The 21031-nt window shown below is 55.9% G+C and carries 19 protein-coding genes; 13 read left to right on the top strand and 6 right to left on the bottom strand.

Annotation, left to right across the window (positions count from 1 at the left end; all coding sequences use genetic code 11):
* Positions 1 to 24 precede the first annotated feature (24 nt).
* Positions 25 to 1215, bottom strand: a complete 1191-nt coding sequence (gene uxuA / locus ACMYSP_RS20270) for a mannonate dehydratase (RefSeq protein WP_434583832.1) — start codon at positions 1213 to 1215, stop codon at positions 25 to 27.
* Between the two features lie 206 nt (positions 1216 to 1421).
* Here uxuA and ACMYSP_RS20265 point away from each other — a divergent pair, with 206 nt between their 5' ends.
* From ACMYSP_RS20265 to yejF, 9 genes are all read left to right on the top strand, one after another.
* Positions 1422 to 2888: a mannitol dehydrogenase family protein gene (locus ACMYSP_RS20265; protein WP_434583830.1), complete on the top strand. Its 1467-nt coding sequence runs from the start codon at positions 1422 to 1424 to the stop codon at positions 2886 to 2888.
* Positions 2889 to 3009: 121 nt separating this feature from the next.
* Entirely contained in the window at positions 3010 to 3987 is a 978-nt protein-coding gene (locus ACMYSP_RS20260) for a CobW family GTP-binding protein (RefSeq protein WP_434583829.1), read from the top strand.
* A 42-nt stretch (positions 3988 to 4029) separates the two neighbouring features.
* Entirely contained in the window at positions 4030 to 4737 is a 708-nt protein-coding gene (locus ACMYSP_RS20255; protein ID WP_434583828.1) for a phosphatase PAP2 family protein, read from the top strand.
* A gap of 425 nt (positions 4738 to 5162) precedes the next feature.
* Positions 5163 to 5735: a bifunctional murein DD-endopeptidase/murein LD-carboxypeptidase gene (gene mepS / locus ACMYSP_RS20250; RefSeq protein ID WP_004864824.1), complete on the top strand. Its 573-nt coding sequence runs from the start codon at positions 5163 to 5165 to the stop codon at positions 5733 to 5735.
* A gap of 184 nt (positions 5736 to 5919) precedes the next feature.
* On the top strand, positions 5920 to 7482 hold the full coding sequence (locus ACMYSP_RS20245; RefSeq protein ID WP_434583827.1) for a cyclic di-GMP phosphodiesterase: 1563 nt from the start codon (positions 5920 to 5922) through the stop codon (positions 7480 to 7482).
* Positions 7483 to 7552: 70 nt separating this feature from the next.
* Positions 7553 to 9358, top strand: coding sequence for an extracellular solute-binding protein (locus tag ACMYSP_RS20240; protein ID WP_434583826.1), 1806 nt, complete (start codon positions 7553 to 7555; stop codon positions 9356 to 9358).
* Between the two features lie 9 nt (positions 9359 to 9367).
* Positions 9368 to 10462, top strand: coding sequence for a microcin C ABC transporter permease YejB (locus ACMYSP_RS20235; RefSeq protein ID WP_434583825.1), 1095 nt, complete (start codon positions 9368 to 9370; stop codon positions 10460 to 10462).
* Positions 10462 to 11487, top strand: a complete 1026-nt coding sequence (locus tag ACMYSP_RS20230; RefSeq protein WP_434583823.1) for a microcin C ABC transporter permease — start codon at positions 10462 to 10464, stop codon at positions 11485 to 11487. The genes ACMYSP_RS20235 and ACMYSP_RS20230 overlap by 1 nt, the downstream gene beginning before the upstream one ends.
* Before the next feature lies 1 nt (position 11488).
* Entirely contained in the window at positions 11489 to 13078 is a 1590-nt protein-coding gene (yejF, locus tag ACMYSP_RS20225; protein WP_434583822.1) for a microcin C ABC transporter ATP-binding protein YejF, read from the top strand.
* 3 nt (positions 13079 to 13081) lie between these two features.
* On the opposite strand, the gene ACMYSP_RS20220 is transcribed toward yejF, so the two are convergent.
* The 3 genes from ACMYSP_RS20220 to rsuA form a co-directional block, all read right to left on the bottom strand.
* Positions 13082 to 13426, bottom strand: coding sequence for a YejG family protein (locus ACMYSP_RS20220; RefSeq protein WP_123755175.1), 345 nt, complete (start codon positions 13424 to 13426; stop codon positions 13082 to 13084).
* Positions 13427 to 13769: 343 nt separating this feature from the next.
* On the bottom strand, positions 13770 to 14966 hold the full coding sequence (locus ACMYSP_RS20215) for a Bcr/CflA family multidrug efflux MFS transporter (RefSeq protein WP_434583820.1): 1197 nt from the start codon (positions 14964 to 14966) through the stop codon (positions 13770 to 13772).
* On the bottom strand, positions 14963 to 15682 hold the full coding sequence (gene rsuA / locus ACMYSP_RS20210; RefSeq protein WP_434583818.1) for a 16S rRNA pseudouridine(516) synthase RsuA: 720 nt from the start codon (positions 15680 to 15682) through the stop codon (positions 14963 to 14965). The genes ACMYSP_RS20215 and rsuA overlap by 4 nt, the downstream gene beginning before the upstream one ends.
* Positions 15683 to 15842: 160 nt before the next feature.
* On the opposite strand from rsuA, the gene ACMYSP_RS20205 reads away from it, so the two are divergent.
* Positions 15843 to 17600: a DEAD/DEAH box helicase gene (locus ACMYSP_RS20205; protein WP_434583817.1), complete on the top strand. Its 1758-nt coding sequence runs from the start codon at positions 15843 to 15845 to the stop codon at positions 17598 to 17600.
* A gap of 137 nt (positions 17601 to 17737) precedes the next feature.
* The gene (gene rplY, locus ACMYSP_RS20200; RefSeq protein ID WP_434583816.1) at positions 17738 to 18022 is read left to right on the top strand and encodes a 50S ribosomal protein L25; all 285 of its coding nucleotides are present in this window, start codon (positions 17738 to 17740) and stop codon (positions 18020 to 18022) included.
* Positions 18023 to 18085: 63 nt separating this feature from the next.
* Here the strand turns inward: rplY and ACMYSP_RS20195 are convergent, their stop codons facing one another.
* Positions 18086 to 18697, bottom strand: coding sequence for an NUDIX domain-containing protein (locus tag ACMYSP_RS20195; protein WP_434583815.1), 612 nt, complete (start codon positions 18695 to 18697; stop codon positions 18086 to 18088).
* Between the two features lie 81 nt (positions 18698 to 18778).
* On the opposite strand from ACMYSP_RS20195, the gene ACMYSP_RS20190 reads away from it, so the two are divergent.
* A complete protein-coding gene (locus ACMYSP_RS20190; RefSeq protein ID WP_434583813.1) occupies positions 18779 to 19543 on the top strand; it encodes a DeoR/GlpR family DNA-binding transcription regulator in 765 nt (254 codons plus the stop codon).
* 52 nt (positions 19544 to 19595) lie between these two features.
* Here the strand turns inward: ACMYSP_RS20190 and yejK are convergent, their stop codons facing one another.
* Positions 19596 to 20603 (bottom strand): nucleoid-associated protein YejK, encoded by a 1008-nt coding sequence (yejK, locus tag ACMYSP_RS20185; RefSeq protein WP_123755182.1) that lies wholly within the window; start codon positions 20601 to 20603, stop codon positions 19596 to 19598.
* A 189-nt stretch (positions 20604 to 20792) separates the two neighbouring features.
* On the opposite strand from yejK, the gene ACMYSP_RS20180 reads away from it, so the two are divergent.
* Positions 20793 to 21020: a YejL family protein gene (locus tag ACMYSP_RS20180; RefSeq protein ID WP_015583825.1), complete on the top strand. Its 228-nt coding sequence runs from the start codon at positions 20793 to 20795 to the stop codon at positions 21018 to 21020.
* Positions 21021 to 21031 lie beyond the last annotated feature (11 nt).

The following is a 21031-nucleotide window of genomic DNA, read 5'->3' as shown; positions in this document are numbered from 1 at the left end:
CTTTTGATTTTCCGGCTGCTGAAATTACAGCAGTTCCGGGTACTTCGTCATCTTCAGCGCCAGCTCAACGCCGCGCACTTCCGCCATCCCTTTCAGACGGCCAATTGCCGAATAACCCGGGTTGGTTTTCTTACGCAGATCGTCCAGCATCTGGTGACCGTGATCCGGACGGAACGGGATCGGACGCAGATCGCCGGCGCGTTTACGGCGCAGCTCTTCGCTCAGAATCGCATTCACCACCGCCACCATGTTGACGTCGCCGGTCAGGTGCGCCGCTTCATGGAAGGTTTTCGGGTTCTCTTCGCGGCAGGTGGAACGCAGATGAGTAAAGTGGATACGGTCGCCAAAGGTTTCGACCATTTTCACCAGGTCGTTATCGGCACGCACGCCGTAAGAACCGGTACACATCGTAAAGCCGTTGTTGATGCTGTCCACGGTCTCTTTCAGCCACTGCATGTCTTCGATAGTCGAGACGATACGCGGCAGGCCGAGGATTGGGCGCGGCGGATCGTCCGGGTGCACGGCCAGCCGTACGCCGACTTCTTCACACACCGGCACGATGGCCCGCAGGAACACGGCCATGTTATCGCGCAGCTGCGCTTTATTAATATGATCGTATTCCGCCAGACGCGCGCGGAACTGGTCGAGGGTATAGCCCTCTTCAGCACCGGGTAAACCGGCAATGATGTTACGGGTCAGCTTATCAATTTCCGCCGTGCTCATCGCCGCAAACCGGGCCTGCGCCTGGTGCTGCTCTTCTTCGCTATAATCCGCTTCGGCGCCGGGACGCTTAAGGATATGCAGCTCAAACGCTGCAAAGGCGATTTGGTCAAAGCGCAGCGCTTTCGAGCCGTCCGGCAGCTGGTATTCCAGATCGGTACGCGTCCAGTCGAGAATCGGCATGAAGTTGTAGCACACGGTATCAATCCCGCAGGCTGCGAGGTTGCGAATGCTCTGCTGATAGTTGGCAATCCAGGTCGCACACTGCCCGCTATGGGTCTTAATCTCTTCGTGCACCGGAATGCTTTCCACGACTGACCAGGTCAGTCCTTTTTCCGCCAGCAGCGCCTTACGCTGTTGAATTTCTTCAACCGGCCAGACCTGACCGTTAGGAATATGGTGCAGTGCCGTGACTACCCCAGTTGCGCCCGCCTGTCGTACATCATCAAGCGATACCGGATCGTTCGGTCCATACCAACGCCAGGTTTGCTCCATCGCTATGCCCTCTCAAAGTTGTTATACCAATAACATCAACATCAATGACGACTACCATACAGGCTTCTCTCAAAGGATCAATAAATCCCGCTTTATTGATTGATCCAGCTCACACTAAGCGGATAAATACGGCTTACCAATTTAATTTGTTGTCATATAACTTTACACTGACCTTGTTAATCATTGGTTAATCAGGTGTATAAAGAATGACGACTATTGCGACAGCTACGCTGCCAGAAAACGTGCAACTCCCTCAGTATGATCGCAGTCAGCTGCGTTCGCGTATTGTGCACTTTGGTTTTGGCGCCTTTCACCGCGCGCACCAGGCTCTGTTAACGGATCGGGTGCTCAACGCCGGCGGCGGAGACTGGGGGATCTGTGAAATTAGTCTGTTCAGCGGCGATAAGATAATGAGCCAGCTTCGCCAGCAGGACCACCTGTTCACCGTGCTGGAAAAAGGGGCCGCAGGCAATCAGCCCATTGTCGTGGGCGCGGTTCACGAGTGCCTGAATGCCAAACTGGATTCGCTGCCTGCCATTATTGAGAAATTCTGCGAGCCGCAGGTTGCTATCGTCTCACTGACCATCACCGAGAAAGGTTACTGCATTGACCCTGCCACCGGTTCACTGGATCTGACACAGCCGCGGATTATTCACGATCTGGAAAACCCGACGCTGCCGCAGTCGGTCCCGGGCATTCTGGTCGAAGCGCTGTCACGCCGTCGTGAACGGGGCCTTGCGCCGTTTACGGTTCTCTCCTGCGATAACATTCCTGATAACGGGCACGTCGTTAAAAATGCCGTCCTCGGCATGGCGCAAAAGCGCAGCCCGGAACTGGCGCAGTGGATTGCTGAACACGTCAGCTTCCCCGGCACCATGGTGGATCGTATCGTGCCTGCCGCCACCGACGAGTCGCTGGCTGAAATCCGCGCCACGCTGGGGGTAGAAGACCCTTGCGCCATCAGCTGTGAGCCGTTTATTCAGTGGGTCGTCGAAGACAACTTCGTTGCCGGTCGCCCGGCGTGGGAAACCGCCGGCGTGCAGATGACCGACAATGTGCTGCCGTGGGAACAGATGAAACTACGGATGCTCAACGGTAGCCATTCGTTCCTGGCTTATCTTGGCTACCTGGCAGGCCACGCGCATATCAGCGACTGTATGCAGGATGAAGTCCTGCGCACCGCCGCTCGCCGCTTAATGCTTGATGAACAGGCGCCGACGCTGACTATCGAAAACGTCGACCTGACGGCCTATGCCGACAGCCTGATCGCCCGTTTTGCTAACCCGGCGCTCAAACATCGCACCTGGCAAATTGCGATGGACGGCAGCCAGAAGCTGCCACAGCGCATGCTGGACGGCATTCGCGTGCATCTTGAGCGCGGCAGTCAGTGGCCGTTGCTGGCGCTTGGTGTCGCCGGCTGGATGCGTTACGTCAGCGGCGTGGACGATGCCGGTCAGGTTATTGATGTGCGTGACCCGCTATCTGAAAAGATTCAGGCTCTGGTCGCCGGCAGTCGCGAAGAGGAGCGCGTTAGCGCGCTGCTCTCGCTGGAAGAGATCTTTGGCCGCGACCTGCCGCGCAATGCGCAGTTTGTCGCAGACATTACCGCCGCCTGGCATCAGCTGTCGATCTCTGGCGCTCGCCAGGCCATCGCCACGGTGGTACAGATTTAACAATTTCTGCTGTTTAGCGGGCAGAATTTTTTTCTGCCCGCGCTTCCTCTTCTCTTTTCGTCATTTTTTCGTCAGGATAGTCGCAACTGTTACAACATTACATTTGCATCCTGGAGAAAATGTGACCAAAACAAACTTGATCACGGGGTTTCTCGGCAGCGGTAAGACGACCTCGATTCTTCATCTGCTGGCCCATAAGCCTGCAGATGAAAAATGGGCCGTGCTGGTTAATGAGTTTGGCGAAGTGGGCATCGATGGGGCCTTACTGGCCGAAAGCGGTGCGCTACTCAAAGAGATCCCCGGTGGCTGCATGTGCTGCGTCAACGGCCTGCCGATGCAGGTTGGGCTGAACACCCTGCTGCGCCAGGGGAAACCGGATCGCCTGCTGATTGAACCTACCGGGCTCGGACACCCGAAACAAATTCTCGATATCCTCACCGCCGCCGTCTACGAACCGTGGATCGATCTGCGCGCCACGCTGTGCCTGCTGGACCCACGCCAGCTGCTGGACAGCAAAGTGATGGCGAACGATAACTTCCGCGATCAGCTTGCCGCTGCTGATATCATTATCAGCAATAAAACGGACCGCATGACGGCAGACAGCGAGCAGGCCTTTCAGGCCTGGTGGCAGGAACATGCCGGTGAACGTCTGTACGTCGCGGCGACGCAAGGCAACATCGACCCGGCGCTGCTCGACCACACACGACGCAATGTTGCCCCGCTGCCAACCAGCGCCGAACATGCGCACAGTCACGGCTCCGCAAAGGGCCTCGGCGCACTCAGCCTGCCCGCCCACCAGCGCTGGCGGCGCAGCCTCAACAGCGGCCAGGGCTATCAGGCCTGCGGCTGGATTTTTGATGCCGATACCACCTTTGATACTATTGGGCTGCTGGAGTGGGCACGTCTGGCGCCGGTTGAACGCGTGAAGGGCGTGTTGCGCATTGCGGAAGGCCTGGTTCGTATCAATCGCCAGGGGCTTGACCTGCATATTGAGACCCAAAACGTGGCACCGCCGGATAGCCGAATTGAGCTCATTAGCGCTTCCGAGGCCGACTGGAACACGTTACAAGCCTCTTTGTTGAAACTTCGTTTAAGTTAAGGCGGGTATGTTTTCCGCCGTTTTACACAAATCGCGACCGTTATGTTAAAAAATCGATTACCCCTGATCCTGCTGCTTAACGCCGCCGGTTTCGCCCTGTTTTTATCGTGGTATCTGCCTGCGAATCATGGTTTCTGGTTTCCGCTGGACTCCGCGATCTTCCACTTCTTTAACCAGAGTGTGGGGACAAACCACGCCTGGGCCTGGCTACTGGCGATCATCAATAACCGCGCCTTCGATGGCTGCTCGCTGCTGGCGATGGGCTGCCTGATGCTCAGCTTCTGGCTGAAAGAACAGAGCGCCGGGCGCCGCCGGATCGTGATTATTGGCCTGGTGATGCTGCTTTCCGCAGTGATTATTAATCAGCTGGCGCAGCATTTGATGCCGGTTAAACGTGCCAGCCCTTCCCTGTCGTTCAGCGGAATTGTGAAAGTCAGCGATGTCGTCTCTTTCCCAACCAAAGACGCCTCAAAAGACAGCTTCCCCGGTGACCACGGAATGATGCTGCTGATATTCGCCGCCTTTATGTGGCGCTATTTTGGCCGCCGGGCACTGGCGATTGCACTCGCTATTTTTGTTATTTTCGCCTTCCCGCGGGTGATGATTGGTGCCCACTGGTTTACCGATATTGCCGTGGGCTCATTAACCGCCCTGCTGATTGGCGCCCCCTGGGTTCTGTTGACGCCATTAAGCGATATTCTGGTGGGCTGGTTTGATCGCTCGCTGCCGGGTAAAAAGGGTCAAAATTAACCCGACCGTTACAAATTATTAATATTAACCATAAGGGATCGTTCTCGGTCCCCTTATCGGCTTTCGCCATTTTTTGTCGGTCTGGTCATCTTCGTGTCACATTAATCATCTTACAAATGAAGTAATTGCATATTTTTTACCCACCATTGACGCTATTTTGTGCTTTCCCGATGATTCACTTTTAGACGCAAAAATTCTTATAAGAAATCGCGCAAAACCACTCGCCATCCCCCGTTTGATAGGGTAATCTCGTTCTCGTTTTGCCTTTTCAGCAACATATTCTGGCTCAAAATTAAATTTGTGCGTTATCCCACAAATTTGGATTTAAGGAATTGTCTCATTGCTGGCAGGTATTTAGGCTCTAACACGTTTGGCATTTTTTATAACGACATTGTCGTTAAGGACAACAAGGGAAAACAAACAACATGGTCAAATCTCAGCCGATTTTGAGATATATCTTGCGGGTGGTTCCCGCAATAGCAGTGGCAGTGTTGCTTTCTGCCTGTAGTTCGACAAGTAGTACCGCGAAGAATATGCATTCTGAGACGCATGCTGTGGGTAGTGGCGATTTATCATCACTGCAAGCCTCTCAGGATGAATTTGAAAAGATGGTCAGCAACCTGGACGTTAAGTCCCGCTTGATGGACCAGTATGCCAGCTGGAAAGGCGTGCGTTACCGCCTCGGTGGCAGCACCCGTAAGGGTATTGATTGTTCCGCATTCGTACAGCGTACCTTCCGCGAACAATTTGGCCTGGAACTGCCGCGCTCAACCTCTGAGCAGCAAGATTCCGGCAAGTCGATTTCACGTTCTCAGCTGCGCACCGGTGATTTAGTGCTGTTCCGCGCAGGGTCTACGGGTCGTCATGTAGGTATTTATATCGGTAACGATCAGTTCGTACATGCTTCCACCAGCAGCGGTGTGACTATCTCCAGCATGAACGAACCTTACTGGAAAAAGCGCTATAACGAAGCGCGTCGAGTTCTGAGCCGCTCGTAATCTCTTCTGTCGTCAGTTACCCTTGGCTGACGTTCAGATAAAAAAACACTGCTGTGGCAGTGTTTTTTTTTGCCCATTTACCTGTAAACGCCGCAATATAGACTATCTCTATTTAGTGACGATAGAAAAAGCATTTTCTATCAACCCATTGGCGTGACTCATTAACACGGACAGACTACAGGCTATGCTTACCCGTTATCTATCGCCCCGACGGAATATCTGGCTGACCAGCATACTGATTGGAATCATCGCCGCCCTGCTCGCCGGTAGCATTCAGTTTATGGCGATCTACCACAGTCGAACTGAACGCTTTGATAGCGTCATCAATAACATCAGTGTCTTCCTGACGAGTTATTTTCGCGACCTCAACAAGACTATTGCCGACCTGCAGCCGCTGGTTGACCAGAGCTGTGAAAATGTCGCCTCCGGGTTAACCGCCAAAGCGGCCTTCAGCCCAAACGTTCGCGCTTTTCTGCTGGTCAAAGATGGCAAGGCCTTCTGTTCTTCCGCCACCGGGCCGATGGACACACCGCTGACGCAACTTATTCCCAGACTGGATCTCAGTAAAGCGGTCGACATGCAGCTCCTGCCCGGGACGCCCATGATGCCGAAAAGTGCCGCGCTGGCTCTGTGGATACGTAGCCCACACGGCGGAAATGATGGCGTATTCGTCTCCGTCAATACCAACCTGCTGCCCTATTTTCTCTATACCGCCCGCCAGGATGATTTCAGCGGTATTGCGCTGGTCGTGAATAATCTTGCCCTGACCACCTTTAACAACCGCCTCGTTGACCCGCAGACCATGTCAACGCAACCCATTCGTCAGCTGGAAATAAAAGGTCTGCCGCTGAAGGTCTATCTCTATGCCAACAGCTGGCTGTCGGAGAATATGCAGTTCTCCCTCCTGCTGGGGATGGTTAGCGGCCTGCTGGCGGGGCTGATTGGTTACTATATTCTTACGCTACGCTCCGACCCGCGAAAAGAGCTACAGACAGCGATTAACAAAAACCAGTTTTATATTGTTTACCAGCCGGTGGTGAAAGCCGATACCCTGCATATCAGCGGCGTCGAAGTGCTGATGCGCTGGCGACATCCGGTAGGAGGCGAAATCCCTCCGGACGTATTTATTAACCTCGCCGAAACCCAGCAAATGATCGTCCCGCTCACCCATCATCTGTTCTCATTGATCGCCCGTGATGCGCCAACGCTGAAAACGATCCTGCCGGCAGGAACTAAGCTTGGGCTTAATATCTCCCCTGCCCACCTCCATGCCGATGGTTTTCAGGACGACATCCGCCAGTTTGCCGCCGCCATGCCCGCCAACCACTTCAATGTGGTGCTCGAAATTACCGAACGGGCGATGATCGATAAAAACAAATCGCTGGCGATCTTTGACTGGCTGCATGAGCAGGACTTTGAAATTGCGATCGATGACTTTGGTACCGGACATAGCGCGCTGATCTATCTTGAGCGTTATAACTTTGACTACCTGAAAATCGACCGTGGTTTTGTGCAGGCTATCGGGACCGAAACCGTCACCTCGCCGGTGCTGGATGCCGTCCTGACCCTGAGCAGACGCCTGAAGCTCCTGACCGTGGCTGAGGGTGTCGAAACGCCGGAACAGGCCGAGTGGCTACGTAAACAGGGGGTACACTATCTGCAGGGCTACTGGCTCAGCCGCCCGATTTCGCTGGAAATGCTGCTGGCAGCGCATGACGAACCGGCAAAATATTTTGCCAACCGCTAGCCTTCCCTTATGATGCCACTCTGCAGGCAGGCCACTATCCGGCCTGCTCACAAAGGAAAAGAATCTGGTTATGTTTGCCCGCGTCTGCCTGATACTCCTGACCTTGCTGAGCCTGAACAGCCAGGCGCACACGATTCTAGAGAGCCGCACGCTCTCGATCATTGGTGAACCGAAGTACCGCGACGATTTTAGCCACTTCGATTACGCTAACCCGGCGGCACCGAAGGGCGGGGCTATCGTCAATGCCGCCATCGGCACCTTCGACAATTTCAACCGCTACGCACTACGCGGTAACCCGGGTGTCCGCACCGAATCCCTGTACGATACGCTGTTCACCACCTCCGATGACGAACCCGGCAGCTATTACCCGCTCATTGCCGAACGCGCCCGCTACGCCGATGATTTCTCGTGGATGGAGGTCATCCTCAGTCCCCGCGCCCGTTTTCATGATGGCAGCCCCATCACCGCCAGCGATGTCGCCTTTACCTTCCACAAATTTATGACCGAAGGGGTGCCGCAGTTTCGCTTGTTCTACAAGGGGACGACCGTCGAGGCAATTGCCCCGCGCACCGTGCGTATCACGCTCGGGCAGCCTGGGAAAGAAAACATGCTCGGCCTGCTCACCCTTCCGGTGATGCCGGAGGCGTTCTGGCGTCAACATAAGCTCAGCGATCCGCTCTCTACGCCGCCGCTGGCCAGTGGCCCGTACCGCATTACCGACTGGCGGATGGGGCAATACATCGTCTATTCGCGGGTTAAAGACTACTGGGCGGCCGATCTCCCGGTGAACCGCGGGCGCTGGAATTTTGACACGCTACGCTATGACTATTATCTCGACGACAACGTCGCCTTTGAAGCCTTTAAGGCCGGAGCCGTCGACCGTCGCGAAGAGGCCGTCGCCAGAAACTGGGCCACCCGTTACGTCGGACGCAACTTCACCCAGGGCTATATCGTCAAAGATACCTACCAGAATACCTCGGCGCAGGATACCCAATGGCTGGCGTTTAATATCCAGCGCCCGGTCTTCAGCGACCGCCGGGTTCGCCAGGCGGTAACCCTCGCCTTCGATTTCGAATGGATGAACAAAGCGTTGTTTTATAGCGCCTACAGCCGCAGCGACAGCTACTTCCAGAATACCGAATACGCGGCCCGTCAGATGCCCGACGCCGAAGAGCTTGCCCTGCTGACGCCGATGAAAAAAGCGCTACCGCCGGAGGTCTTCACCACCGTTTACCACCCCCCGCGTTCCAGCGGAGATGGGTTTGACCGGGCCAACCTGCTGCAGGCGGATGCTCTGCTGAATCAGGCCGGATGGGTCGTGAAAAACCAGCGGCGGGTCAATGCGCTCACCGGTAAACCCCTACGTTTCGAGCTGCTACTCTCCTCCGGCAGCAACGACCGCTGGGTGCTGCCGTTCCGGCATAATCTCCAGCGCCTGGGCATCACCATGGATATTCGCCAGGTGGATAATTCGCAGTACACGAACCGTCGACGCAGCCGCGATTACGACATGATGCCTAACGTCTGGCGCGCGACGCCCTGGCCCGGCACCGACCTGCAAATTTCCTGGGATTCATCGTATATTCACTCCAGCTACAACGCCCCGGGAGTTCAGAGCCCGCAAGTGGACCAGCTGATTGCGCAGATCATCCGCTGGCAGGGTAATAAGCAGAAGCTGCTGCCGCTGGGACGTGCGCTGGACCGGGTGCTAACCTGGAACTATTACATGTTGCCGATGTGGTATATGGCGCAGGACAGGACGGCCTACTGGAATAAGTTCTCGTTCCCGCAGACTCGGCCTGTTTACTCGTCAGGGTTTGATAGCTGGTGGTATGACGACAACAAAGCGGCAAAACTGCCCGCGGACAGACGGTAAGGAATCACGATGGGCGTATACCTGATCCGCCGGTTACTGCTGATTGTCCCCACCCTGTGGGCGATCATCACGATCAACTTTTTTATTGTGCAAATCGCCCCCGGCGGCCCGGTCGATCAGGCGATTGCCGCTATCGAATTTGGTAATCACGGCGGCTTACCGGGGGCCGGAGAAAGCGGCATGACCGCCAGCCATGCGCGCACTGGCGTCAGCAATATCAGCGAGGGGCATTATCGCGGCGGACGCGGCCTGGACCCTGAGGTGATTGCCGAAATTACCCGCCGCTACGGCTTCGATAAACCGCTCCACGAGCGCTACCTGAAAATGCTCGGTGATTATCTGCGTTTCGATTTTGGCGACAGCCTGTTTCGCAGCGCGTCGGTTTTACAGCTGATTAAAAACAGCCTGCCGGTCTCCATCACTCTCGGCCTGTGGAGCACGCTGATTATCTATCTGGTGTCGATCCCGCTCGGGATCCGTAAAGCGGTACATAACGGCAGCCGCTTCGATATCTGGAGCAGCACGCTGATGATTATTGGCTATGCCATCCCTGCGTTTTTATTCGCCATTGTGCTCATTGTGGTCTTCGCCGGCGGCAGCTATTTCGATCTCTTCCCGCTGCGCGGGCTGGTTTCGGCCAACTTCGACAGCCTGTCGTGGTACCAGAAGATCCTTGATTATCTGTGGCATATTACACTGCCGGTGCTGGCAACGGTCATCGGCGGTTTTGCGGCACTGACCATGCTGACCAAAAACAGTTTTCTGGATGAGATCCGCAAGCAGTATGTCGTCACCGCCCGGGCCAAAGGGGTCAGTGAGAAGCGCATTCTATGGGGCCACGTGTTCCGCAATGCCATGCTGCTGGTGATAGCCGGCTTCCCGGCGATGTTTATCAGTATGTTCTTTACCGGCTCGCTGCTGATTGAGGTGATGTTCTCTCTCAACGGTCTGGGTCTGCTGGGCTACGAAGCGACCGTCTCCCGTGATTACCCGGTGATGTTCGGGACGCTGTACATATTTACGCTTATCGGCCTGCTGCTGAATATTGTCAGCGATATCTGCTATACGCTGGTCGATCCCCGCATTGATTTTGAGGGCCGCTGATGTCCTTTCTGACCCCTGCTAATCAGGCCCGCTGGGCGCGCTTTCGCCAGCATCGTCGCGGCTACGTCTCGCTGTGGCTGTTTTTATTGCTGTTTGTCTGTAGCCTCTGCGCGGAACTGATCGCCAACGATCGCCCCCTGCTGGTGCAGTATCGCGGCAGCCTGTACGTACCGGCCCTCAAAAATTACAGCGAAACCACCTTTGGCGGCCCTTTCGCCACCGCCGCTGACTATCAGGACCCGTGGCTGCAACGCCAGTTGCATGATAACGGCTGGGTCCTCTGGGCGCCGGTCCATTTTGGCGCCACCACCATCAACTTCGCTACCGACGCCCCCTTCCCTTCACCGCCCTCCGCGCGCAACTGGCTGGGGACCGATGCCAACGGCGGCGATGTGCTGGCCAGGATTTTATACGGCACGCGGATCTCCTTGCTGTTCGGCCTGATGCTGACCTTTTTCTCCAGCGTGCTGGGGGTGCTGGCAGGCGCAATACAGGGCTACTACGGGGGAAAGATTGACCTCTGGGGACAGCGATTTATTGAAGTGTGGTCGGGGATGCCAACCCTGTTCCTGATTATTTTACTTTCCAGCGTGGTACAGCCTGGTTTCTGGTGGCTGCTGGCCATTACCGTGCTGTTTGGCTGGATGACGCTGGTTGGCGTCGTGCGCGCGGAGTTTCTGCGTACCCGCAACTATGACTACATCCGCGCCGCCCAGGCGCTGGGGGTCAGCGATCGCCATATCATCTGGCGCCATATGCTACCCAACGCGCTGGTGGCAACCCTGACCTTCCTGCCGTTTATCCTGTGCAGCTCCATCACCACCCTGACGTCGCTGGATTTTCTCGGCTTCGGCCTGCCGTTGGGCTCGCCTTCGCTGGGGGAACTGCTGCTGCAAGGCAAAAACAATCTGCAGGCGCCGTGGCTGGGCATCGCCGCATTCCTGTCGGTGGCGGTGTTACTAACGTTATTAATTTTCATTGGTGAAGCCGTCCGCGACGCCTTCGATCCCGGTAAGGCGGTATAACATGACCCAGCCGTTGTTAGAGATCGACCACCTGTCTATCGCCTTTCACCAACAAGGGCACACCAACGTTGTCGTCAGCGACCTTTCGCTACAGATTGCCGCCGGTGAAACCCTGGCGCTGGTCGGCGAATCCGGATCCGGTAAAAGCGTCTCCGCCTTGTCGGTTCTGCGTCTGCTTCCCGCTCCGCCGGTCAGCTATCCTGGGGGTGACATTCGCTTTCACGGGCAATCGCTGCTGCACGCCGATGAACGTACCCTGAGTCAGGTCCGCGGCAACCGTATTGCGATGATTTTCCAGGAGCCGATGGTGTCGCTCAACCCGCTGCACCCCCTGGAAAAACAGCTCTATGAAGTGCTGTCTCTGCATCGCGGGATGCGCAAAGAAGCGGCCCGGGGAGAGATCCTCAGTTGTCTCGAGCGAGTGGGGATCCGCCAGCCTCTGCGTCGGCTGGCCGACTACCCGCATCAGCTTTCCGGCGGCGAACGCCAGCGGGTGATGATTGCCATGGCGCTGCTTACCCGCCCGGAGCTGTTGATTGCCGACGAGCCAACCACCGCGCTGGACGTGTCGGTGCAGGCGCAAATTCTGCAGCTGCTGCGTGAGCTGAAAAACGAACTCAATATGGGACTGCTGTTTATTACCCATAACTTAAGCATTGTCCGTCAGCTGGCTGACCGCGTCGCGGTGATGCAGCACGGACGCTGTGTCGAACAGAACCACTGCCGTACCCTGTTTGCGGCCCCTGCGCATCCGTATACCCAGCGTCTGCTGGACAGCGAACCTTCCGGTCGTCCGGTACCGCTGTCCGCCGACGCGCCGCTTCTGCTTCAGGCCAACGATCTGAGCGTCGCCTTCCCGGTGCGCAAAGGGCTCCTGCGCCGGGTGGTCGATCATAACCGGGTAGTCAACGCACTCAACTTCCAGCTGCGGGCCGGAGAGACGCTCGGACTGGTAGGCGAATCCGGCTCAGGGAAAAGCACCACCGGTCTGGCGCTGCTGCGTCTGATAGCCTCCGAAGGAAGTATTGTTTTCGCGGGTGAGACCTTACAGGGGCGCAGTCGGCGGCAGATGCTGCCGTTACGTCGGCGAATGCAGATCGTCTTCCAGGACCCTAACTCATCGCTGAATCCCCGGTTGAACATATTACAGATTATTGAGGAAGGGCTGCGCGTCCACCAGCCAACGTTAAGCGCCAGCGCGCGTGAGCAGGCGGTGGTACAGGCGATGCAGGAGGTCGGGCTCGATCCACTCACGCGTTTTCGCTACCCCGCCGAGTTTTCCGGCGGCCAGCGTCAGCGTATTGCTATTGCCCGGGCGTTGATTGTGAAACCCCAGCTTATCGTGCTGGATGAACCGACCTCATCACTGGACAAGACCGTACAAGCGCAAATTCTGGCCTTGCTGAAAGCATTACAGCAAAAGCACCGGCTGGCCTATATTTTTATCAGCCACGATTTGCGCGTCGTGCGGACGTTATGTCATCAGGTGATGGTGCTCAAGCATGGGGAGGTTGTCGAGCAAGGAGAGTGCGAACGCGTGTTTACTGCTCCGCAGCAGGCATATACCCGCCAGCTTCTGGCGCTGAGCTGACGGTCAGAATGGGTTGTTACCAGAGAAAGGTTCAGCGATCGCCACGCCGAAATTTTTCAGTCGACAGGTTGCCGCAAACTCGTCCTGCAGATTCACAAACAGGCACGGCTCACCTTCACACTCTACGATGGAACAATCGACTTCGATATCACTGAGCGCCTGGCTGAGCTTATGCATAACCGGCCATGCCTTCTCGCCATCCGGGCTCAGCAGCTTCAACGCGACGAGGCTGTTTTCGCTCTGCGCGCCGTTTTGCGGAATCGGTTCAACTCTTGAACCCGCAAAACCGGCGAGCCAACGATAGCTCTGCGGCAGACGGTGTACGATAGAGAGTTGCTGTGTATTCACTTAGTTTCCCCGGAAGCAAAATGCTTCACAATAAATTTACATCAATCTTAACACATTGTTGACAAATAGTCCTGCATCCGCATGGAAAACGTTTACACCTGCATCACGCCAGGGCTAACGACTTATAATCCAGAACTTTATAGTTTCGCTGCGGAAACAGATCGGGGCTATATGTACCCGTTTCTGTGATCTAAAACAACTTTTTTATCGCAACAATGCGACTTTTTACACTAATTGATTTTACATAAAAGAAACAAATTACAGAAGAATGAAGCTCATCGTGATTGATGTGCATCAAAAAAGGGGCGGAAATCGCCCCTTCTGGAAGGAATGTTAAGAAATACTAATGAGCAGTTTTTCGCCGCCGGCTGGCGTAGAGATAGAACAGGATGGAGCAGCTGGCGCAAAACGCGATGGAAATGAGCATTGGCCAGGCGGTGGTAAAGGTCGCCATCGACAGCAGCGCCCCCATAATTGCCCCGATACCAAAACGGAAGGTCCCGGCCAGCGAAGAGGCGGTACCCGCCATATGCGGAAACTCATCGAGAATCACCGCCATGGCGTTAGATGAAACCATCGATACGCAGCCGACAAACGCCGCAACGCCCAGCACCAGCGCCCAGAAGCCAACCCCGAGCAGCGCGCAGACCACCATCCAGACAGCCATCAAAAACTGGATCCACAGCCCGGCCCGGAACATATTCACCGCCCCGACCCGCCGGACAAAGCGGCTGTTAATGATGGTCATGATGAACAGGAAGACGATATTCAGCGCAAAATAGTAACCAAAGTGCTGCGGCGAAACGTGGTTAATATTGATGTACACAAACGGACCGGCGCTGAGGAACGAGAACATCCCGGCAAAACTGAAGCCGCTCGCCAGCATATAGCTCAACACCCGTTTATGACGGAACAAGGTGGCGAAATTACCCAGCGTGGTGCGTAGACGAAACTTTTGTCGCCGTTCGACCGGCAGCGTTTCGCTGATGAAAAAAGCAATCATCGCAGAGGCCAGCAGCGCCGCCACGGCGAGGATCCAGAAAATAGCATGCCAGCTGAACCACACCAGCACGGCACCGCCCACCATCGGCGCCACCAGCGGAGCAATCGTCGTCACCAGCATGACGAATGACATCATTCGCGAAAACTCTTCTTTCGGGTAGATGTCACGCATCAGGGCGTTGATCACCACGCTCGCCGCCGCGGCCGCCAGGCCGTGGAAAAAGCGCATGGTAATCAACATTTCGATGGTCTGTGATAGCGCACAGGCCACCGCCGCCGCGGCAAAAATCAGCGTTCCCCCGAGGATCACCGGCTTACGACCGATGCTGTCTGCCATCGGACCGTACAGTAGCTGGCCTAGCGCGAAGCCCAGAATATAGGTACTGAGCGTCATCTGCGCACTGCCGTCCGGCACGTTAAACTGTGCTGATATCACCGGCAGCGCCGGGAGATACATATCGATCGACAGTGGCATCAACATGGCCAGCAGGCCAAGAATAAACACAATCCCCAGTGAAGAATTCTGCTTTGCCGTCACGCTTTACTCCGTGTTTGTGGGAGGCCAACGCTGGCGATCTCGGCTTCCGTCAACGGGCGGTATTCGCCAGGTTCCAGATCCTCATCCAGCATAATGTCACCGATACGTTCACGGTGCAGACCGATCACGCGATTACCGACCGCCGCGAACATTCTTTTCACCTGATGATAGCGTCCTTCGCTGATCGTCAGGCGGACTTCCGTTGGCGTCAGCACTTCCAGGACCGCCGGCTTGGTCAGGCTTTTTTCATTGTGCAGCTGAACGCCGTGGGCAAACTGCTCCGCCGTCTGGTCATCCACCGGGTTTTCCAGCTGCACCAGATAGGTTTTCTCACAGTGGTGACGCGGAGAAGTAATGCGATGGGACCACTGCCCGTCGTCGGTCATCAGCACCAGCCCGGTAGTATCGATATCCAGCCGACCGGCGGCATGCAGCTTGTACGCCACCGGAACATCGAGGAAATAGAGGACCGTAGGATGATCGGGGTCATCCGTGGAGCAGACGTATCCCTGCGGCTTGTTGAGCATAAAGTAGCGCGGGCCGTTCTGCTGAGTCAGGGTGTTACCGTCAAATTCCACGTCGTGCTCCGGCAGGAGCTTGAACGACGCATCTTTGACGATCTCGCCATCCACAAGAACGCGGCTGCTGCGGATTTCACGCCCGGCAATAGCCCGACTGACGCCAAGTTGCTGAGCGATAAACTTATCAAGTCGCATGAGATTTTTTTAGCCTGTAATAATGCTGGAGCGGGCAAACGCCCGAAAAAGAAGAAATTCACTGGCTAGTATAACGGGCTCTTAACGCCACTCAAGGGAAAAAATTCGTGGCATACTGTCGGCGACTCCTCTTTGCCAATTGATTAACGCCCGAAACACCATGACTTTTACACTACGCCCCTATCAAAAAGAGGCGGTCGACGCCACGCTAGCCTGGTTTCGTCGCCACCATGAACCTGCCGCCATCGTCCTGCCAACCGGCGCCGGCAAAAGCCTGGTTATCGCCGAACTGGCGCGCCTGGCGCGGGGTCGCGTGCTGGTGCTGGCGCACGTCAAAGAGCTGGTGGCGCAAAACCACGCCAAATACTGTGCCCTCGGGCTGGAGGCGGATATTTTTGCTGCCGGCCTGAAACGTAAAGAGAGTCACGGCAAAGTGGTCTTCGGCAGCGTGCAATCGGTGGCCCGCAACCTCGATAGCTTTCAGAGTGAATTTTCTCTGCTGATTGTCGATGAATGCCACCGCATCAGCGATGACGACGACAGCCAGTACCAGCAAATTATCAGCCATTTGCAGCAGGTTAACCCGCAGCTACGCCTGCTCGGGCTGACCGCCACGCCGTTCCGGCTCGGCAAAGGCTGGATCTACCAGTTTCATTATCATGGCATGGTGCGCGGTGACGAAAAGGCGCTGTTTCGCGACTGTATCTACGAGCTACCGTTGCGTTACATGATTAAGCACGGTTTTTTGACGCCCCCGGAACGCCTGGATATGCCGGTGGTGCAGTATGATTTCAGCCGCCTGCTGCCGCAGAGTAACGGTCTGTTTAGTGAAGCAGACCTCAACCTCGAGCTAAAAAAACAGCAGCGCATTACGCCGCACATTATCAGCCAGATCGTGGAGTTTGCCCAAACGCGTAAAGGGGTGATGATTTTCGCCTCCACCGTCGAACATGCGCGGGAAATTACCGGCCTGCTGCCCGCTGGTGAAGCGGAGCTGATTACCGGTGAGACGCCGGGCCCGCAGCGCGATCGCATTATCGAGGCGTTTAAGGCGCAGGAGTACCGCTATCTGGTCAACGTGGCGGTCCTCACCACCGGGTTTGATGCACCGCATGTCGATCTGATCGCCATTCTGCGCCCTACCGAATCGGTGAGCCTGTATCAGCAGATTGTTGGCCGTGGGCTGCGCCTGGCTCCGGGTAAAACCGACTGTCTCATCCTCGATTATGCCGGAAACCCCCATGACCTCTACGCACCGGAAGTCGGCACGCCAAAAGGCAAAAGCGATAACGTTCCGGTGCAGGTCTTCTGTCCGGCCTGCGGTTTCGCCAATACTTTCTGGGGAAAAACCGCCGCCGACGGTACGCTGATCGAACATTTTGGCCGTCGCTGCCAGGGTTGGTTTGACGATGATGAAGGCCATCGTGAGCAGTGTGATTTTCGCTTTCGCTTTAAAAACTGCCCGCAATGTAATGCGGAGAATGACATTGCCGCCCGCCGCTGCCGCGAGTGCGACACGATCCTGGTTGATCCCGACGATATGCTGAAGGCGGCGCTGAAGCTTAAAGACGCGCTGGTCTTACGCTGTAGCGGTATGGACCTGCAGCACGGCGCCGACGACAAAGGTCCGTGGCTGAAAATCACCTATTACGATGAAGACGGTGCCGACGTCAGCGAACGCTTCCGCCTGCAAACCCCCGCCCAGCGAACCGCGTTTGAGCAGTTGTTTATCCGCCCGCATACCCGCACGCCGGGTATTCCGCTGCGCTGGATAACGCCTGCCGATATTCTCGCCCAGCAGCCACTGCTGCGCCATCCGGACTTCGTGGTCGCCCGCATGAAAGGGCAATACTGGCAGGTACGGGAAAAAGTCTTCGACTATCAGGGCCGTTTCCGCCGGGCCGGCGAACTGCGCTAATCCGCTTTGCGACTGAGGTTTTCATTGCCGTTAGCGCCATAGGTGGATATAATGCCGCCCGCTTTTGCATTCGCAAAGCAGATCATCTGCCTGCTGCTGGGTCGCCTGTAGCAGGATTTAAATATAGAGAGACATCAATGTTTACTATCGACGCAGAAGTACGTAAAGAGCAGGGTAAGGGTGCGAGCCGCCGCCTGCGTGCAGCTAACAAATTCCCGGCCATCATTTATGGCGGCGAAGCTACTCCGGTAGCAATCGAGCTGGACCAGGACAAAGTGTGGAACGTTCAGAGCAAAGCTGAGTTCTACGGTGAAGTTCTGACCATCGTTATCGATGGCAAAGAAGAAAAAGTAAAAGTTCAGGCTGTTCAGCGTCACCCGTTCAAGCCGAAACTGACTCACATCGACTTCGTTCGCGCTTAATCGCCGACAATTAAGTTGAGTGGCAAACGCCCCGGTCCGCAAGGTCCGGGGCGTTTTGTTTTATCACGTATTACCCTGCTCCACTGCCAGCAATGTTCCGGCATTCAGCGCCAGATGTTGCAGCAGCATGATGGTTTTCGCATCCACGATAATGCCATCGCGGATCGCCTGTAACGCCTGGTCTAACGGCCATTCCAGCACTTCGATATCTTCCCCTTCCGCCGCCAACCCTCCTCCTTCGCCGCAGCGATCGTCTGCCGTGTATTCGGCAATGAAAAAAAAGAGCTTCTCGGTGACCGAGCCCGGGCTCATGTAGGCGGTAAACACCGGCTCGATCCGCGTGACGCGAAAACCGGTCTCCTCTTGCGCTTCGGCGATAATACGCTCTTCTGGTGAGGCATTATCCAGCAGCCCGGCGGCCGCCTCGATCAGCAAGCCATCGTGGCCGTTAATCCACACCGGAAAGCGGAACTGGCGGATCAGCACCACCGTCTGCTTCGCCCGGTTATAGAGCAGGATCACGGCGCCATTGCCGCGATCGTAAGCTTCACGGCTTTGCTCCTGCCAACGGCCATCCCGCCGCAGCAATTCAAAGGTATATTTTTTTAGCGTGTACCAGTTATCGGACAGCAGCGTTTCCTGAACATGACGAACCTGCGGTATCTCACTTTGCATTTTTTTTCCCTGATGAGGTGACAGTCAGCACCATAACATGCAAAATAATGCACAAACAAGATCAAACATGCAGGATAAAACATGCTTGCCAGCCAACGAAAACAGCAGATTTTGCAGATCCTCAACGCCGAGAAACAGGTGATGTCCGGCGAGTTAAGCCAACGTTTTAATGTCTCAGAAGACTCTATCCGCAGGGACTTACGCGAACTGGCGGCTGAGGGTAAGCTACAGCGGGTTCACGGTGGTGCACTGCCGGTTTCCGCCGCGATCGCCCCAATTGAAACAAGAAGAAACGTGCAAACAGCCTCAAAGCAGGCCGTTGCCCGGCAGGCGGCATCACTGATCCAGCCGGGTCAGGTGGTGATCCTCGATGGTGGCACCACCACCGGATACATGGTCAGCTATCTGCCTGCGGATTTAGCCTGCACTATCGTGACTCACAGCCCTGGGATTGCCGTCGCGCTGGTCGACAGACCGCTGATTGAGGTCATTCTTATCGGCGGGAGACTGTTTAAACATTCGGTGGTGACCGTAGGCGCCAGCGCGCTGGAAGGTATCGCGCGCATAAACGCCGATCTGTTTTTCATGGGGGTGACCGGCGTGCATCACCGTGCCGGCTTTACCACCGGCGATTATGAAGAGGCCGGCATCAAGCGAGCGCTGGCGGCACGGGCGGCGGAGACTATCGTGATGGCGTCACAGGAAAAGCTCAATTCGGCATCCGCCTTCGCGATTGGCGAGTTGACCCTGGCAAGTACGCTGATTGTCGACAGCCCGCTAGATGAGGTATTACAGACGCAGCTCACCGAGCACGGGATCGCCACGATCCATACAAGCACGGAATAGGAAGAGCATAAGCAGGTGAGCAACCCCGGCCGCTGGCCGGGGCTGGTTACGGTCAGTTACCGCCGGAGGTCCGGCGCTGCAGCTGATCGCGCAGGTTTGGCGGCGTGCCTTTGATGGTCAGGGTGTCCGTTGCCGGATCCCAGAACACCCGCTCGCCCAGCAGCATGGCATCGAAGTTGATCGTTAACCCGCCGCCGCTGCCGGCAAACTTGGTTAACTGGCGCAGCGTGCTGCGATCCGCCGGGAAGCTCTCTTCCAGCTCATACCCTTGTTCCGCGGTAAATTCCTGGAAGGTTTTCTCGCTGACGCCGGCAAGCTCTTTCGATAAAGACTCCAGCTCAATCTCTTCACCCGCCTGCAACTGTTCGTTGCAGTAGGTGTAGACCTGCTGGCGCACGTTCTGCCGCTCGGACTTGTCGAGCTGCGCATCGGAGGCAAAATCATCAATCGCCTGCAGCAGCCCGCGGTTCTGCGCCTTGGCATTAAGCCCCTCGCTGGCACCGAGGAAATCCATAAAGAAATCGGCCACTTTGCGCCCGACCCGGCCCTTCAGGAAGGTCAGGTAGCGGGTCGATTCCGGATTGGTTTCCCATTCGGTTAAATCGATACGCGCCACGATATCGGCATGGTTAATGTCCAGATAATGGGTGGAGCTGATATCCAGATCTTCGTTGACGCGCATGCTGCTTAAGTTATTCAGCACCGCCACCAGCAGATACTCTACCGCCAGATAACGGTACTGACAGAACAGCACGATACCGCCTTCTGCGAAGGGATATTTCGCCAGCTCGTCACGCAGACGACCGGTTGCCGCACGGCTGAACGGCAGAAACGCTTCTTCACCCTGACGCTGCAGGCGAAGGGCTTGCGCCAGTTCACTCTCTTCGTTAAACAGGCCATAGGCCTTATTTTTAGCGCTGTAGACGCGGTGCAGCTCGGCCATCATTTCCACGACCGTCGCATTGGGCTCCAGCAATGAATCACGCAGCACCAGCTCGAGGTTTTGTTCATCACGCTTGATTAACTGATGCAGGGCAATCTGGTCGATATCCAGACTCATGTTAAACTCTCCTTTTAGACCGGCCGGTATTCAACCACCGCCGGGACGGCGACGCAACCGCCGCGTGACTCTTCGACAGCCAGAGACACGCGATCCTGCGCCCTTTTGCGCCGTGGCGAAAAAATGCGGAAAAAAAGCTGCTGCTACGGTAATATGTTGCCCTTTCACGAACAAACAGATTTCGAATTTATGCCGCAATTATCCCGCTATAGTGATGAACACGTTGAACAGCTGCTCAGTGAGCTGACCAATGTGCTGGAAACACATAAAGCCCCCGTTGACCTTTCACTGATGGTGCTAGGTAATATGGTGACCAACCTGATCAATAGTAGCGTCGCGCCAGCGCAACGTCAGGCTATCGCCCGCTCATTTGCCCAGGCTCTGCAGTCTTCAATTAACGACGACCCGGCGCACTAAGGATAACCAAC

This window comes from Klebsiella sp. R390 (assembly GCF_051131745.1).
Lineage (GTDB): Bacteria > Pseudomonadota > Gammaproteobacteria > Enterobacterales > Enterobacteriaceae > Klebsiella.
Note: the sequence above shows the minus strand (reverse complement) of the source record. Positions and strands in the feature narration are given on the sequence as shown.

Bases quoted from the DNA above. Each gene is read 5' to 3' on its own strand.
- uxuA (WP_434583832.1), bottom strand. From the start codon at position 1,215: ATGGAGCAAACCTGGCGTTGGTATGGACCGAACGATCCGGTATCGCTT.
- ACMYSP_RS20265 (WP_434583830.1), top strand. From the start codon at position 1,422: ATGACGACTATTGCGACAGCTACGCTGCCAGAAAACGTGCAACTCCCT.
- ACMYSP_RS20255 (WP_434583828.1), top strand. From the start codon at position 4,030: ATGTTAAAAAATCGATTACCCCTGATCCTGCTGCTTAACGCCGCCGGT.
- mepS (WP_004864824.1), top strand. From the start codon at position 5,163: ATGGTCAAATCTCAGCCGATTTTGAGATATATCTTGCGGGTGGTTCCC.
- ACMYSP_RS20245 (WP_434583827.1), top strand. From the start codon at position 5,920: ATGCTTACCCGTTATCTATCGCCCCGACGGAATATCTGGCTGACCAGC.
- ACMYSP_RS20240 (WP_434583826.1), top strand. From the start codon at position 7,553: ATGTTTGCCCGCGTCTGCCTGATACTCCTGACCTTGCTGAGCCTGAAC.
- ACMYSP_RS20235 (WP_434583825.1), top strand. From the start codon at position 9,368: ATGGGCGTATACCTGATCCGCCGGTTACTGCTGATTGTCCCCACCCTG.
- ACMYSP_RS20230 (WP_434583823.1), top strand. From the start codon at position 10,462: ATGTCCTTTCTGACCCCTGCTAATCAGGCCCGCTGGGCGCGCTTTCGC.
- yejF (WP_434583822.1), top strand. From the start codon at position 11,489: ATGACCCAGCCGTTGTTAGAGATCGACCACCTGTCTATCGCCTTTCAC.
- rsuA (WP_434583818.1), bottom strand. From the start codon at position 15,682: ATGCGACTTGATAAGTTTATCGCTCAGCAACTTGGCGTCAGTCGGGCT.
- ACMYSP_RS20205 (WP_434583817.1), top strand. From the start codon at position 15,843: ATGACTTTTACACTACGCCCCTATCAAAAAGAGGCGGTCGACGCCACG.
- rplY (WP_434583816.1), top strand. From the start codon at position 17,738: ATGTTTACTATCGACGCAGAAGTACGTAAAGAGCAGGGTAAGGGTGCG.
- ACMYSP_RS20195 (WP_434583815.1), bottom strand. From the start codon at position 18,697: ATGCAAAGTGAGATACCGCAGGTTCGTCATGTTCAGGAAACGCTGCTG.
- ACMYSP_RS20190 (WP_434583813.1), top strand. From the start codon at position 18,779: ATGCTTGCCAGCCAACGAAAACAGCAGATTTTGCAGATCCTCAACGCC.
- yejK (WP_123755182.1), bottom strand. From the start codon at position 20,603: ATGAGTCTGGATATCGACCAGATTGCCCTGCATCAGTTAATCAAGCGT.
- ACMYSP_RS20180 (WP_015583825.1), top strand. From the start codon at position 20,793: ATGCCGCAATTATCCCGCTATAGTGATGAACACGTTGAACAGCTGCTC.